Below are 14,446 nucleotides of genomic sequence, written 5' to 3'. Positions count from 1 at the left end.
CGAGTACTCACTCAAAAGCCAATATGTGTGCTGGTATACAGGCATTTTTAGTGCCTTTTAATTTTTCTTAGTTTCAATTTGAATTGATTCATTTCAACGCCTCATTTCAGCTCATTGCATTGCGTATGTCTATCCACCACTGATCCGATAATGGCGGAACATAACCTTCCTTTTCAGCGATCCATAAACAGTTTATCACTACCGACAATGGTAACGAAAACTCATGCTGACCAGCTTGCATCTTAAATAATAAGGCTTCACAGCAATCTTCACCGCCATTATGGTCTTCAACCTGCCATTTACCAGCTTTAATTTTCGGTCGTGCTTGATTTATTTTTTCTTCATTCATTTTATCATTTATTTTAGTCATTGCCCGCGTTTTACAGCCACTTCCAACCCCGCCCTGGAACTAAATCAAGCTCAAACCGTTATATAAACTATGCACCACTAAATTAAGGCGCAAGTCGTGTTGCCGCTGGTATAAGCAAGCTAAGATCAAACCAGCCCCAAAATACAGTAACCAACTTAGACTGAGCCGCATTTCATGAACGCTCGCAAAAGCCCCGGCACTAACAATGGCTTGCCAGCTTTGATGGTTCCCCAAAAACCAGCGACAAAATAAGCCTCGAAACAACAATTCCTCCATCAGCGGCGCAATAATGACCAATTGACCGATCAACCAAACTTGACGCCACCCGCGCAAACTAATCAACCAGTCGGTTAAAACTTGTTGATTAGCGGTAGTATCCTGCCCACCACGGTGCATACTGGTCATCATAATAAGGCTAAGCCCCAACAGACTAACTAAAGCCCAGCCACCATTAATTAGAACCGGTCGCCAATGATCAATGGGGCGCCACCAGGCCTGACGACTACCATAACCCAGGCCTAACGCCAAAACCATTAACACCAGTGTGCCACTACCAAGTAAGAAAATGGTGGCGCCCCCGGACCTAGCTTGCAGCCCCGTTAAGCACACCCCGGTGGCCCATTGTTCAATTAGGATTAATCCCAACCAGCCCCCTACTTTGACCACCAGCTGCATCTCACCGCCCCCGTTCTTGTTGGGCTTGTTCAATCGCTTGTTGCTGGTTAAATAACGCATTTTTGGCCTTTAAATCTTGATAATGAGTCTGTTCGGCTCGCCGCAATTGCTTTTTCACTTGTTGCCCCTCTTGCTTTAAGATTTGGTGACTAGCCTGTTGCTGTTTGCGTTGAAATTGCTTTAAATGTCGCGGCTTCCAGTGGTTGGTCTTCGCCTCAATCGGGCCCCAGCCAGCTTTTTTAGTGGATTGTTGATCCCGCTTGATTTTAGCGCTGAGCCGTTCGATTTTTTGGTACCGCTGGTGCACTACGGCCGGCGGTAAAGCTTCCTTGTAGCTAGCCAGCGTGGCTTTCAACCGTAACAATTCCTGTTGTTGTTTAGTGATGGCTTGAAGTTGGGCGCGCATCTGGCTTGGCTTGGTTAATTTAACACCCAATTCCTCACTTAACGCTTGCTGGAGTTCTGGTCGGAGCTTTGACCAGTTCACCCCACTAACGACGCTACCACCATTAAGTCGATGTTCCGCAGCCAATCGTTGTTGCATCTGGGCCACCCGCTCGGAAGTTAATTGCGTGAGGGGCACATTTACGACGTCCGTGAAATAAGCCGTTAAATCTTGTAACTGTTGCCGTTCCGTGGGGCTTTGTTCCCATGGAGCTTGTAGCTTCAATTTAGCGAGCGTTAATCGTTGCTGATACCGGTCACTTAAAAAGGTACGGGCCTCCCGTTCGGCCGCATTGAGTGGCGCGGATTTCTGACTCAGTTTCGTTAACTCCCGCTGAGCTTGTTGCACCTTGCCCTGACTAGCTCGACCATTTTGCTGACGCAAGGCCATGCGCCGTTGCCGCAGTTCCTTAGTCTTGGCCGGGGTTGGCTGTAGCCGATTTGCTTGCCGTAAAGAATCGATCCGTTGACGGTTGGCTTCAATATCGGCCGCAGTAAAGTTTTTGGCTAAACCGGCCATCGTCAGTTCTTGCTCATTGTCTGGTAGTTCGCGACAAGCCTCAAATAACGCATTGGTCAATCGTTCCCTTAGTTCAGCCTCTTTATGGTGCGCAGTTCGACCAGCCGTCCGTTGGCCAAAGGCTGCTGCATTGTACTGATCTAGGGCCTGCACCGTTTGCTGAAAGGCTTGGAACTCGGGATTGTCTTGTAAATATTGATTGACCAGGGCACTCGCAATTTGCTTAGACTTTGCCATATCGCGGGCATTACTTCGATACCGCCACCGCTTTTTATCAGCCGGCAGACTGGCAAAGAGAGCCTGTAGCTGTTGTTCACCAACGGTCTGCCTCAGTTGTTGGCGCAGACTAGCTCGTTGAACCCCTAACCGCTTTTCCAAATTCAATTTGCGTGTTTTAGCCTGCGGTCGTTCCAAAGCAATTAAGTCCTGAAAAATATGACTTTTGATGCTCCGAATAGACGGTTGAGTGAATTTTCGCCGCGCTTCTTTCGCAACGCGTTTACCGTTCCGATAACCAATTTTATCGGGTCGTGGGCTTAACTCCGAAATACCTAAATGCACATGAATATGGTTAGTATTAAATTGAATATCACCCCACCAAAACCCCTTTTCGGCTAACCCATTAGCTTTCAAGAGTGGGCCCATACTGTGACGCACCGCCGCTTTGATCTTCTGCTGATCACAGGCTTCAGTCTTAGGGTCATACAAGTGATTGTCAATCAAATATTGCGTTGAAAATGAGATAACCCCGGCCCATAAAACGCCTTTATTCGCCTGGGCGGTGTCTAATTTTTGCCGTAATTGATCCGTCTCGGCCACCGTTAAGTGATCGGTTCGTTGGTCAAAGGTGGGCGTTAATTGTTGCTGCTTGGGCTTGGCAACCTCGTCACCTTGATCTAACTCAGTCGCCGTATTGCGCGCCGTATAATCAATAAATTTTTGATAAGGCAAGCGCGTTGCCACCCCGTCTACCGGCTCAACTGGTTCCTCATCAGGGCGCTGACTAGTTGGCGCTAATTCAGCTAAATTGTCTCGTTCCAGTTGATCTAATCGCTGTTGTACTAAATTAACATCATTGCTTAAATCTGTTGCGTTATCACGTTCTGTGTATTTCGTATACCCACTGTAGCTCATTTTATTGGCCACCGTCGCGGCGGTAAAATATTGCAACCTAAAGACGACTGCTGGTTGCTGGTGCTCAATTGGTTTCGACATAATGCTGTGCATACCAGTCCTTCCATTGTCTAAATTCAGTTCGATTAATCTTTAAATAATTAGCATTCACTTTTAATAACGCACAAATTTCTTTCTCAGTAAACTCAAAGTAAGCCAGTCGCGCGGCCTGTTTTAAAATGGGTACGCGCTCGCTTGCGAGGAATTGATCATTAGCGGCAAATTCGGTAAACGGCACTGGTCGAATCTTAACTAAGATCTGATACAGCTCACGTTCCCGAGCAATTCGCGGCCAGTCTTCCGCACCAACTTGTTGTCGATACGTGGCATCGTCAACGACAAACTTTTCTTCATCATTATCATAGGCGCCAATTTCCACAGCCCACTTATGGTCAGCCGTATCAAAGCTCGATAATTGCGCTAACACATTTAGAAACTCGTCGGACAAATGCCAATTTTTTTTGCTAGCGGTCTTGAATTGATTAACTAACATGTCCGTCCCTCCCACTTTTAGTGTTGCCGTAATTGATTGGCTTGAATATCAGTTTCAATCATCTTTTGCACTTGTTGCATCGCCATATTGTTATCCGAACCGGGCGTATAAATTGACCCACCCTCCGTCACAACTCCGGCCGTACGATTATAAATCGACAATAACAGATACTTGATTTCGGCTCCATTTTGCCGATTTAACCGCAACTGCTTATCAATTTTCTGGTTCATTGGTGACTCCTGAACGCGTTTCAATAGTTCAGCTTCGCGCCCATAAAATGATTTTTGCCCTAAATTCGTGTAAAGAAACAGTTGAATAAATTCGCTGATGATGAAGTTATACATTTTATTTTCCGTGCGCACGAGCCGGGCCAAATCAGGATCACTTTCAAAGTAAGCTTTAAGTTCGGCAACCCGTTTTTGATTATAAGTATCCAACCGTAAATTGATTTTGCGGCCCCGTTGCTTGTTACTATCGGCAACCTGGTCATTGTAATCTAGTGGATTTTCGTTAGCCATTTCAATAATCTCCCTTCACCATGGCGGTCAATAAATTCTTAATCTCGGTTAATTCATTGGTATTCAAATTAGTAACTTCAACAACCCGATTCATCAGGGCCGTTTGTTCAATTAAATGGTTCGTAATATTCCCATTAATCAGGAAATCTAAGTTGTCCTGCGCCACCACTTCATTAATAATGGTGCGCATAAAATCAGAAAGGTTATCATAACCCGCTAACTTACCCAATCGTTTTAATTTATCTTTATCAACTTGATCAACATTGCGAATATAGAGATTCGTTTTACCAGTGTTCATTGGAACAACCTCCTCAAAAATAATATCGAATAAAACTTAATTGTCACGGCTAGTAAAAAGAAACTAGCAGAAAATTAGCGCTTAACAAGCCAACTGCATTAAAGAAGTAAAGAGCATAAGGGAATCTGTTGACTCGCCATTAAAAATGGCCAGCCAACCCGCCAGTGGCGGGGATTCCAGGTGCGGACTGCGTTTACTCGTTTTTTGACGTTTTGGCCACCAAATAGCCACCGCTTGACCGCCTTTTGACCACCAGTTAACCACCGTTTGACCACTTTTAAAAATTTAGTTTTTGTGCGTTATTTGGGTACTTTTAGTGACCTTAGCGAGTTTAAAAGTACCGTTCCTTATCGCGGTTTGTTTCTTTTTAAGTAAAGCTTGTTCCGCTTTTAACGTGCTAATACGGTGCTTCGCACCCGTTATATTTTGTTGGTTTTGTTCGATGTCACCAGTTAAAGTTTCAATATCATTGTCCGTTTGGGTCTGTTGACTAGCGACTTCATACTTACGATTCGTTCGCTTCGTTTGGATCTTATCGTGGTCCGCACTAATGGCCGTCTTGGCCAGTTTGATTTTGTTTTGTTGCCGCTTAATGCTGGTGTTTCGCGCTGAAATTTCATCATTAATGGTCTGGCTGGCAAAGGCTTTTGGCGATAAAGCCGAAACCTGGGCCCGTCTAATTTTCGCCTGATTAGTCACAATAAAGTCCGCTTGTGGCGCTGACGAGCTCGTTTGATCTGTCTTAGGCGTGGCATTAATCAACCGGAACCGAATCGCTTCAAAGTTCTGATTTAAATGATCAACCATCACGACATACTTGTTTTCGGTGACTGGAATCACGACCATTTTTAGTTTTTGTGGCACCACTGTCGCTAACTCAAAATGTAAATATTGCGACAGAATTTCCGTGGTGGGGTCCGTTGACGCCTGCACTGCAAACGTCGCAATCAGGCGTTGTTGGGTCGGGCTATACTGGCGTTGGACTAGCTTGACACCTTGTGCGCTGTTGTCACCACTGAAGCTCTGATAACTGTTCAACGGCGTATCATCATTCTTAGCCGTTTGGCGATTTAACAGGCCATAATTAATAATTAACCCACCGGTTAAAACCAGGTAAAGTCCGATAATAAAAAACCGGCGTAGCCGGCTATGTTCTTTTAAATACCGCCACCCGGTAGTTAGTTTTTTCATCATTCAATCTCCTTTGCAGGGTTAATTTGCAGTCAATAAGTGTTTAATTTTGGTTAAGTTCGTTCCTTGATACCGAGTGACTTGACCGTGATCGTAGCGGATTAAAGTGGGCGTTTGGGTGACTTTAAATTGCGTTAAGTACCGTCGATTTTCAGCCTTTTGGGTATTAATATTGACGATTTGTAGCGTCCCACTAAAATAGTTCTTGAGCTCACTGCGCAACACTTGTGGCGCAATTTGGCGACAATCCCGACACCCCGGTTGGTAAAATAGCAACACCGCCGGGGTCTTTTTCGCTAACCGTTGCTGCACAACTTGCGTGACAGTCGGCGTTTGACTGGGCCGAATTAAACGCTCGGGTTGCCAATAAAACCAGCTCACTATACCGACCATCACGAGGATTAAACTAACTGATAAACCTTTCAACAACCAGTGCTTGTTAGTCATACTTGCCCCTCCATTAGTTGTTCCAATTTAAACTGGGCGACTAATTTTTTTAACGGTTTAACGGGCCATTCAATACGGCCAACGACGGTCGGCCGCCGACTAGTTAACGCATCAGTAGTCACTGGCACTTGCTTAACAATCCCAATTTGAATCGCATCATTACTGGGACACCCAATTAATACAACATCATTGGGCTTCAATTTAATTGACTGGTTTAACGCACTATCATATTGCACCACCAGTGGTTCTGATAGCCGATCTAGTTTAATAAGTTGAACCGTTAAAGCAACTTTCATTCCTCAATTGCCCCCAATCTAACAATCCGTAACGGGTGGGTTAAGACGCGTAAGCTTTGGCGTTGACCACCCAAATAATGGCCACGGTTGTTTTCCGTATCAACCAAACTAGGAAAGTTGGCCAACAACCATTGTTGGGCTAATCCTCGCGTGGCAAATACTTTTCCTTGAACTAAATCCCCGACAGTTGTATCTAAAATACCGTACTGACTCATCTTATAAAGTCCCCCGTTTCACTAATTGGCAGTGCTTAGCTAAGGTCCAATCATTGTGGCCTTTCGCATTATGCACAATATTTACAGTCGTGCCATTTTCCAAATGTTGTTCGATTAGCTGGCCCACTTGTGGCGCTTCTGACACTTTAGTGTTCCCATTCGTAGCCCGCGGTTTGTACGTCACCCAATCCCCTAAATGGATCGTTTTAGCCATCATTGTTCTTCACTCCAAGGATTTTGTTCAAGTCCGGCTTCTAACCGTTGCACGTTATGCGCCATCTTATCTTTTAACCGTAATAAGGCTAGAATGGCATTGTCATAGGCATCAATCTTGGTAAAGTCACTGCGCTCGACCACTTCACTTAACCGATCAGCTGCGTCAATGGCGGCCTGAACCAGTTGATTAAATTGCCGATTTAACTCGTTGTTGGCCATTAACAACGTTTGTTGGTGTTTCAGTTGTTCGATTTTCTCAGTCATATGTTCATAGGCTTCACTGGTTTCCGCGTATTGATCACGTTCCTCTCTGAGCGTTTCAATCTCACGATCACCTTCGGCATTAACTTCTTCCAAAAGCTGATTCTTAGTCACTAAAAGCTTAGTCTGCTTCTTTAAATCTTCGTAATCATCAGGCACTGTCGGTACTGGAATTTCCACTTCACGAATGCCTTCAGCCTTAATCCGTTGCAATCGAGCTTCATACTTATCTTTTAAAGCCGCTTGTTTCGCGGCATGTTGGTCATCTTTAGCTTTTAACTGTTTTTTTAGTTCACGCAGTTCACGAACAGTCATCTCATCGGGGGTCTTTTCCTCACCTGACTCCAAGCGATGCAACTTTTGGCGTTCTTCTTCGGGCAATGTGGCAATTTGATATAGGGCTTCCACTCCCAAATGGTGCGACGTCGCACCATTTGAACTTAATTCATTTGATATTTTCATTGCCCTCTTAGCAAACGTACTATCAATATTTAATGACTTTAACCAGTGTCCAAACTCACCATGAGATAAATCATTTTCCTTAACCCATGTCAATCGGCGACCAATTTCAAAGATTGACTGGCCTGCAATTGACTGATAACTCTTAATCTCCGTCGTAATTTGGGTTAAATCCGTTGATAAAGCTTGGTCACTAGGTGTCTCCACCACTTGTTGGGTAATATCTTTTCGCTCCATTTACTGGCCCTCCTTATTTTTTTAAGCTCATGTGAAGGCAACAAAAAAGGGAACAACTGGTTTCCCAGTTGTTCCCTTATGTATCTACTATTTCCTCAGTCAGCACCAGAATAACATAACTAACAAAAAATTTAGTCTTTAAACCTTGCAACCGCAACGTTATACCGCGACGACGTCAAATAGTCTAAAGAAAATCGGCCAAAAAAGCCTATTTTCTGCTCATTTTATGCTAAACTTAACTCCGTTACTGCTGAAACTTAGTAGTAACATAAGAGAGCAAGTAGGAAACATAGTTGCGTATGTTTCTTACGTCGAATCATGCTAAAGCCCGGACTGGTAATCCAGGATCAGTGATTCCGAAGCTCTCTTTTTTGATGCCCTCGCATCAACCTGTATTCAACCAATAACTCGTTGAATACAGGTTTAGCATAGCGCATGCCTAGTTCAATGTCAAAACAAATATCATATCGCTAAACAAGAACATGTGTTCTTGTTTACGGTTTTAACTTATCACTATCTTAATAAATCGTCAATAGTAATACTCAGTAATTCTTAATTTTCTGTCTTTTTAACTGTGATTCCTGGCTCCTTAACTGAATCATAGCTGACTACTGCATGTTTGCTTGCAACGCGCTGAATAAATTGATTTTTTAACTTTTTAGTGCTACCGTCGATTTCTTCTACCGTTCTAAAACCAATAAAATTTTGACCAGCGGCTTTTTTAATACTGCCTGTTTTAATTAGTCCATACTTTACAGTTGCATTTTCATTTCCTAAACTCGAGTAGATCATAACTTCCTTGTTGATGCCATTGTCCGAATTTTTAGTCAGCTCATACGATACCTTAACTGGTTTTGGCAAGGATCTCTTAACCATCTCGCTTTTACCATATTTAGGTTTAACATAGCCAGACACATTCTTATTTCCGTATACATAATCGTACTCAGATTCCATGGATTCTATATTCCACTTTTTTGCCAATTGAATAATTTCTTTATCAGAATACGCCTTCAGGTCTTTAAGTCTCCTTGTATCATCATCACCAGTACCATAATTAACACCATATTCTGTAAGCTTATTATTTTTTAAAACATAGATAGAATTAATAGCACTATCTCCCGATATGTTCTCGTAATTTGGAACTTCATACCAAATCTGGGTGCCTTGCTTGGCTTGATGATAAATTGCGACCGTTGGTTGACTAGTCTTAGCCTTACCACAACCTACTAAACCTACTGCTAACCCCGCAACTAAAATGTTCATGACCTGTTGCTTTTTCATTTAACTCGCTCCCCTTTTTGTTTTCCCCTATTTTTTTGGTTGCTTTTCTTCGGCGTCCAATGCCGCTAACGCTGCCGTCACCCGATCTTGCAGCTCTTCCAAATCTTGCCGTCGTTTGGCTGTATCAATAGTTTGTACAGCTTCGGCCAATTTTCCAACTGGATCGACAAACCGTATGGCCATATTACGGGCCCTATGATAAGCCGTTGCTTCCGGGTGCCGCTTATCATAGGCGCGATTGGCACGCAGTTGTGCTTTTGAAACCATTTTCGTTCTCCTTTTAGGTTATTTAATAAACTTGTTATACACCACTGTGGTATATAGCGCAAGCTTTTTGTACAAAACAAAGACGCCCCTTTTTCTTTCAGGGCGCCTTCTTGTTAATGCCAATAATATTTCTCGTTGGCTCGTAAATACGCGCAAAATGATTGGCGTAAAATTGATGACATGCTCCGCTTCTCTAAAATGGCTTGGATCTTAATCCGCTCCAAAATCTTCTCGTCCACGTAGCCAGTCACTTTCACCAGTTTGCCCATTGGTTTACTCCTTTCTAAGCCTTAATTCGTCTTGCTGATTAAACTATCAATGGCCGTAATCTGCTGCTTAGCGCCGTCATAGCTGACTTCATAAACACTTGTCCCGGCGTTCCAAGTTTTAGCACTAGCGTATTTGCTCTTATACTTCGCGACAACCAAGACCTTTAACTGAGCGCCACTAACTGCTTGGCGGTAAACCCGTAATTGCGTTAGTTTTGAGGTGACTTGGCTACCATCACCATATAATTGGCTCTTGCCGCCAAAATACTGTTGATTTAACTTGGGCGCTAACCAGTGCTTAACTTTCGCTTGCCGCTGTTGGTAAGTGTCTTGATTATAGTTATATAAACCATTGAACACCGTCGTAATATTTGCCACCATGGTTGCGTTACTAGTTTGAACCGTCTGATTATCGGCACTATTATTTTTGAGCTGCTCTTGGGCCTTAACCGCCGCCTGTTCAGCTTGGTTGGCCGCCACGACGGTGCCTTTTAAGTGGGCCTGCGTCTTTAATAAGGCAGCCTTTTGGCGCTTAATCTGACTAATTTCAGTGGTCTTAGCTTGCACCTGTCGGTACTCATGACCACCCCAAATTAATGCGCCAGCCGCAACTAAGCCCAAAAATACGATTATAACTGTTTTGCGTTCCATATCCTAACTCCTTTACTTCGCTTTGATCGCCCGGGCAAACGTGGTCTCGCCCGATAAGAGACTACTAAACGCCGTCCCAAACTGCGCAATATTAATGCTTTTACCAGTACCCCCAGATTCGATAATCCGGGTCTGATTGCCATGCCAGTCTTCCGTTAGAATGGCCGTATGGCCGTTATTACCACTACCTTCTCCCTGGTTCACAATCACAATATCGCCCGCTTTGGCTTCACTTTTATCAATGGCTTTCAAATAATGGTGCGGCCCAGTGGCATCGCTCGCCATCGTGCCAGTAAACCAGCCCATATTAGCGGGCACTTTATAACCGGCTTTATTTAACACGAGCCACACAAAGCCTGAACAGTCGGTCCCACCGGATTTATTAGGATTCTTTAAGTCTTTCCCCAAATCTGAACTCGGGTGCGTCTGGACATAATAGAAATACCCTAACCAACCCTTGGCTGTTTTGAGAATATCACCATCATTCTCACTAGTCGCGTCACAACTACTCCCAGTTGTGTCATCACTAGCGGTCGCTAACCCATCACTCGTGCCCGGATCAGTATCACCTAATTTTGCCAGCCAATGATCCGCTAATGGATACCGCCCTGGTTGCCCTGACGGTCCCTTCTCCAAGAACCACTGCTCGGGATTATTGCGCATACCCTCATATTCCATCAACCAATCATACGCGGCTTGGTGCGCGCTGGTTTCCTTAAAAATATGTTTCTCACCTTGATAGCCATGCGCCATCTCGTAGACCATAAAATTCAATTGGGCATCTAAGGAGTTCCATTTTTTATTATTTTTAGCCGCAAAGCTCATGAGGTTATCGTAGCGGTTACTCATCCACTGGGCAAGGCCCGTAGCCCCCGAACCGCCCGTATTCTTAACGCTCGGATTTAATTGTGATTCAAACTGCCAAACACCCAAAATGCCGGCTGCGGCTTGCGGGGTCGCTTTAACATCTTTGTTCGTCCGCAAGAACTGATAAATCGTCTTAGCATTCTTATTCATATCAGCGCTGGTCACCACATTACTGCTAGTCTCAGTGGTCACCGCACAATCATTGTCATCATCACTACTGGCAATAAATGTAATGAGTAGTAACAGACAGCTGACCAAGAGGAGCGGCACACCTAAACCCAGACTGGCCATAATAACTTTCTTTTGCATTTATCCGAGCCACCACCTCATAATGATAATCACCACGACCAATGAGAAAATTAACTCAATCGGCAGGATTAATTTGTCCTGAATTTGCAGCGGGTTTTGGGTTTGACTTAACCGTTTCAGTTCCGCGATCCGGGCTTGCCGGGCCTGTTGCCGTAACGCCTTGCGTTGCGCCCTAGTTGGCTTGTCTGACTTGGGTTGCCTTTTCATATTTAGCCCACCCCGCCATCATAACGATCTAGCATGGCTGGTGAAGCCTGCACGGTAAAGACATAGTTGCCATTGCCTTCAATGTGCATAAAACATTCATGCTCACCTAACTGGGCCACCGTGGCCAGTTCTTCCGGTGTGATTGCTTTACCAAAAGCTTGTTGTAACCGGGGTAAATCATCAGCGGTCAACCGAAAGAAAATGGGATAAGTAAATAACCCAAACATCTTTTTCATCGCCGTATCATACTTCTGATACCGCTCACTCGGCACGATACTTTTGCTATCACCCAACATTTCCTTGATCGTTGGCATCACTAGATTCAACCCACAGAAGTTCTTGCGCATTTCTTCCATCAGGTTCGTTAACCAGGCCACGCCCTCCGCAAACTCGGGCTTCGCATAGTTTTGAAATTCATCAATATTCAACCAATAATAGGGCACATCTTCTAACGCCACTGCGTGGTTGTTATACAAGGTGCGATATTTTTTTCCATTATTGATGATGTCAGCCGATAATAAACTCAAAGCTGAATAGACTTGCGCGTTAAAGGTCGCTGAACCATTATTTTTCAAACCTGAACAATCAAAGACCACCGCTTTAATCTTAGAAAAATCTGGAATTGTGGTAATACCATTGAAGATGTCACCGTCTTTCGTCATCATATTTTCAAACGTATTAACGATGCGATTAATCGACGTAATCTCAACGTCCGGCCGCCGCGTAATTTGATAGTTGTCTTGTACTTGCCGTAAATAGACCACAAACTCCCCTAAAGTCGGGTATTGATCATGGGGTAACCCAATCGCGTACAACTTATCCCGGTTTTCCGATGGGTTGGCCACCCACATCTTTTGCATGATATAAAACTCAGTCGTTAAGTTCTGTAACCGAATCCGGTCATCGTTGGTCAAGTCCAGGTTTTGTAAGCAAGCCATACTACTGATCTTTTCGATATGGTGATTAAACGATCCAATTTCATCAATCGCTTGGCCGTCTTTCGTCGTGGCCGTTGGGAAGATTTCAAACGGGTTAATCCGATTCTCGCTCCCGTCTAGCGAGATCACGAGTCCTCCTTGGGAGCGACATTGCTTGGCATACTCGTTGGCAACATCAAAAGTCCGGGTAAAGCTCCCGCGGGCAAAGGCGATGTCATTCAACATTTTAGCTAACACAGACTTACCAGAACCGGGGCGCCCGGCTTCCATAAAAAACGAAGTTAAGCGGTTTTGGCCCACATAAAAGGGGTCCAGCATGATTTTGCCCTGGGTCTTCGAACAACCCAAGTACACCCCGTGGGGATCATCAAGTTCAATATGATTAAACGGAAAGCCATGGCCGATGACACTAGCGGCCACTGGTGTGCCTTGCCGGTGATTATCTAATAAACTTTGCTTCTCGGCGGGCACATATAAGCTTCTAAACTCCGCTTCTTGTTCGCCATAGAACACCCGCACCCCAAAGTCATCAGGCATATCTTCGGTAATCTTAGTCAACCGCTGACGCAATTGGGCTTCATTATCGGCATAGACAAAGACGCGAATACTTAACCGTTTCATCTTTTCAGCGTGTAATAAATCCCGTAACAACGCGGCTTGTTTCTGATTGGCCTCATCGGCTTCCATACGTGCAATCGGCTTTGCATTTAAATCGCGAGCCTGTGAGTTAGTTTCCGCCACTGAGTTTTGTAAAGCTTTGCGAATCTTTCGTTGATCCTCAGTACCTAAACTAATCGACGTCACCGTAAAATCATATTTCATAAACTTGCGTAACCAAAAATAGGCTAAGCGTTCTTTGGGAAACTTAAAAACGTGCAAGCACGCCACACAACTGCCGCCAAAGACGAGGTGACTATCTAAAGTCGTATCCACATTTCCCTGCGGCTGGGTATGCGCTAACAGTGCCAAATCATAGCCCGCGGCTTGTAATTGTTTAACTCTATGTCTAGTCAACATGGCCTCCAGGCCTCCTTTATATTTTCTTGTCGTTCATATTATTGAGACTGTATAAAAACTTAATTTTGCGATCCAAGCCTAACGGTTCAAACCGCAAATAATGGCCTTGTCGTTGAAACAACGTCGCCACTCGTTCGGTCAACTCCGCTGGGGTGTCCCCAAAAATCAAGGCTAAGTATTCTTGGCTTTTCAAGGTTTTCTCAACCGCCGTCGCAATTTGTAAGCTTTCATTGATATACCGTAACCGCGTCGTTAACATTTGCCGTTGTTGATCGTCATGACAATTGACTAGGGCTTGTTCAACTTTTAAATAATCATGGTTCAAACTCAGCTGTTGTTGCGCGGTGGTCGCTGGAAATTGGGTCGCAATAAAGCTCCAATCAGGATCATAACGTTGTAAAAATTCGGTAAACTCTTGTGTCGGTTGACTTAACATATTATCTGGCAGTGCCGTTAGTCCTACCCCGGGAATCCGGCAAATTTCGGCGTAGCCCCAATCGTGCGCCAAAACTAAATAGTGGTGGTCATCATTGGTAAAGCCTTTGTAACCAAGCAGTTGTTCCACACTGCGCCATTTTTTAAATTGTTTACTCGGTTTCACTTGGGCTTGCTCAACTTGGCGAGCCTGCCCTAACGGGGTAATCGGTTTAACCGCGCCGTTGCTTGTTTTGCGCATTTTGTTTTAACCCTCCAATCGTTAATAACGCACTGAGTGAATCAAACTCGTAATACGAATAGCTGTGGTAATAGTGACCACCCATTAGCAGATCATTAATCACTAACTGGTAATTTTTCTTACCTGGGTTGTGATACGGTGTGATGACTAA

At 44.4% G+C, this 14,446-nt stretch carries 20 protein-coding genes and 1 pseudogene; all 21 read right to left on the bottom strand.

Going from position 1 to position 14,446, the window contains the following annotated elements; translation table 11 throughout:
* Positions 1 to 106: 106 nt before the first annotated feature.
* Positions 107 to 370 carry a hypothetical protein gene (locus KGF65_RS14785; protein ID WP_216788217.1) on the bottom strand — a complete coding sequence of 88 codons (264 nt, stop codon included), beginning with the start codon at positions 368 to 370 and terminating at the stop codon, positions 107 to 109.
* Between the two features lie 39 nt (positions 371 to 409).
* Entirely contained in the window at positions 410 to 1,105 is a 696-nt protein-coding gene (locus KGF65_RS14780) for a CPBP family intramembrane glutamic endopeptidase (RefSeq protein ID WP_253956145.1), read from the bottom strand.
* Positions 1,047 to 3,224: a MobP2 family relaxase gene (mobP2, locus tag KGF65_RS14775; RefSeq protein WP_253956189.1), complete on the bottom strand. Its 2,178-nt coding sequence runs from the start codon at positions 3,222 to 3,224 to the stop codon at positions 1,047 to 1,049. Before mobP2 ends, KGF65_RS14780 begins: the two co-directional genes overlap by 59 nt.
* Complete coding sequence (locus KGF65_RS14770; RefSeq protein ID WP_216788215.1) at positions 3,208 to 3,675, bottom strand: hypothetical protein; 468 nt, start codon at positions 3,673 to 3,675, stop codon at positions 3,208 to 3,210. The genes mobP2 and KGF65_RS14770 overlap by 17 nt, the downstream gene beginning before the upstream one ends.
* A gap of 17 nt (positions 3,676 to 3,692) precedes the next feature.
* Positions 3,693 to 4,193 (bottom strand): hypothetical protein, encoded by a 501-nt coding sequence (locus KGF65_RS14765; RefSeq protein WP_216788214.1) that lies wholly within the window; start codon positions 4,191 to 4,193, stop codon positions 3,693 to 3,695.
* 1 nt (position 4,194) lies between these two features.
* The gene (locus KGF65_RS14760) at positions 4,195 to 4,491 is read right to left on the bottom strand and encodes a hypothetical protein (RefSeq protein WP_016526763.1); all 297 of its coding nucleotides are present in this window, start codon (positions 4,489 to 4,491) and stop codon (positions 4,195 to 4,197) included.
* Between the two features lie 285 nt (positions 4,492 to 4,776).
* Complete coding sequence (locus KGF65_RS14755) at positions 4,777 to 5,682, bottom strand: hypothetical protein (RefSeq protein WP_064578658.1); 906 nt, start codon at positions 5,680 to 5,682, stop codon at positions 4,777 to 4,779.
* 21 nt (positions 5,683 to 5,703) lie between these two features.
* Positions 5,704 to 6,129 carry a co-chaperone YbbN gene (locus KGF65_RS14750; RefSeq protein WP_216788213.1) on the bottom strand — a complete coding sequence of 142 codons (426 nt, stop codon included), beginning with the start codon at positions 6,127 to 6,129 and terminating at the stop codon, positions 5,704 to 5,706.
* Complete coding sequence (locus KGF65_RS14745; protein WP_016526760.1) at positions 6,126 to 6,425, bottom strand: hypothetical protein; 300 nt, start codon at positions 6,423 to 6,425, stop codon at positions 6,126 to 6,128. The genes KGF65_RS14750 and KGF65_RS14745 overlap by 4 nt, the downstream gene beginning before the upstream one ends.
* Complete coding sequence (locus tag KGF65_RS14740; RefSeq protein ID WP_046041466.1) at positions 6,422 to 6,640, bottom strand: hypothetical protein; 219 nt, start codon at positions 6,638 to 6,640, stop codon at positions 6,422 to 6,424. The genes KGF65_RS14745 and KGF65_RS14740 overlap by 4 nt, the downstream gene beginning before the upstream one ends.
* 1 nt (position 6,641) lies before the next feature.
* A complete protein-coding gene (locus KGF65_RS14735) occupies positions 6,642 to 6,857 on the bottom strand; it encodes a hypothetical protein (RefSeq protein ID WP_060678043.1) in 216 nt (71 codons plus the stop codon).
* Positions 6,854 to 7,813, bottom strand: coding sequence for a DUF3102 domain-containing protein (locus KGF65_RS14730; RefSeq protein WP_216788212.1), 960 nt, complete (start codon positions 7,811 to 7,813; stop codon positions 6,854 to 6,856). The genes KGF65_RS14735 and KGF65_RS14730 overlap by 4 nt, the downstream gene beginning before the upstream one ends.
* Before the next feature lie 552 nt (positions 7,814 to 8,365).
* On the bottom strand, positions 8,366 to 9,094 hold the full coding sequence (locus KGF65_RS14725) for a hypothetical protein (RefSeq protein WP_216788211.1): 729 nt from the start codon (positions 9,092 to 9,094) through the stop codon (positions 8,366 to 8,368).
* 27 nt (positions 9,095 to 9,121) lie between these two features.
* On the bottom strand, positions 9,122 to 9,361 hold the full coding sequence (locus KGF65_RS14720; RefSeq protein ID WP_216788210.1) for a hypothetical protein: 240 nt from the start codon (positions 9,359 to 9,361) through the stop codon (positions 9,122 to 9,124).
* Between the two features lie 113 nt (positions 9,362 to 9,474).
* The gene (locus KGF65_RS14715) at positions 9,475 to 9,630 is read right to left on the bottom strand and encodes a hypothetical protein (RefSeq protein ID WP_216788209.1); all 156 of its coding nucleotides are present in this window, start codon (positions 9,628 to 9,630) and stop codon (positions 9,475 to 9,477) included.
* A 21-nt stretch (positions 9,631 to 9,651) separates the two neighbouring features.
* Entirely contained in the window at positions 9,652 to 10,281 is a 630-nt protein-coding gene (locus KGF65_RS14710; protein WP_216788208.1) for a hypothetical protein, read from the bottom strand.
* Between the two features lie 12 nt (positions 10,282 to 10,293).
* Positions 10,294 to 11,457, bottom strand: a complete 1,164-nt coding sequence (locus KGF65_RS14705) for a phage tail tip lysozyme (RefSeq protein ID WP_216788207.1) — start codon at positions 11,455 to 11,457, stop codon at positions 10,294 to 10,296.
* Complete coding sequence (locus tag KGF65_RS14700) at positions 11,458 to 11,664, bottom strand: hypothetical protein (RefSeq protein ID WP_046041473.1); 207 nt, start codon at positions 11,662 to 11,664, stop codon at positions 11,458 to 11,460. It abuts the gene before it with no gap.
* A 2-nt stretch (positions 11,665 to 11,666) separates the two neighbouring features.
* Positions 11,667 to 13,619 (bottom strand): ATPase, encoded by a 1,953-nt coding sequence (locus KGF65_RS14695; RefSeq protein WP_216788206.1) that lies wholly within the window; start codon positions 13,617 to 13,619, stop codon positions 11,667 to 11,669.
* Positions 13,620 to 13,635: 16 nt separating this feature from the next.
* Positions 13,636 to 14,295: a hypothetical protein gene (locus tag KGF65_RS14690; RefSeq protein ID WP_016526753.1), complete on the bottom strand. Its 660-nt coding sequence runs from the start codon at positions 14,293 to 14,295 to the stop codon at positions 13,636 to 13,638.
* A pseudogene (locus KGF65_RS14685) lies at positions 14,267 to 14,446 on the bottom strand (hypothetical protein); the annotation flags it as partial. The pseudogene KGF65_RS14685 and the gene KGF65_RS14690, both read right to left, overlap by 29 nt.

Source organism: Lactiplantibacillus sp. 30.2.29 (assembly GCF_018991255.1).
Taxonomy (GTDB): Bacteria; Bacillota; Bacilli; order Lactobacillales; family Lactobacillaceae; genus Lactiplantibacillus; species Lactiplantibacillus pentosus.
The sequence above is the reverse complement of the archived record's forward strand: the minus strand, read 5'-3'. Positions and strand labels throughout refer to the sequence as shown.